At 69.5% G+C, this 243-nt stretch carries 1 protein-coding gene; it reads right to left on the bottom strand.

What is annotated here, in order from left to right; genetic code table 11:
• A partial coding sequence (locus SB754_RS22445; protein ID WP_410784485.1) for a hypothetical protein occupies nucleotides 1-243 on the bottom strand: 243 nt, incomplete at both ends.

Below are 243 nucleotides of genomic sequence, written 5' to 3'. Positions count from 1 at the left end.
GGTCACCCGGAACGAGTCGAAGGAGACACCGAGTGCCGCCGTCGCGGTCCCCGAGCGGTTGCCGCTCAAGCCGACCGAACCAGCCCCCTGCAACGGTGTGGCATCCGTGGTGTTGAGCTGCCAGTTCGCCGGCTCTGTGCCGCCCGTCGCCCAGATCTTCGCCGAGATCGCCGTCGGCGACGCCCCGGTGACGGAGACCTTCAGCGTGTAGGAGGTGTTCGCCGTGAAGGCGAGGCCCGCCAC

The sequence above is a fragment of the Leifsonia sp. SIMBA_070 genome, assembly GCF_046534635.1.
Classification (GTDB): domain Bacteria; phylum Actinomycetota; class Actinomycetes; order Actinomycetales; family Microbacteriaceae; genus Leifsonia.
The sequence above is the reverse complement of the archived record's forward strand: the minus strand, read 5'-3'. Positions and strand labels throughout refer to the sequence as shown.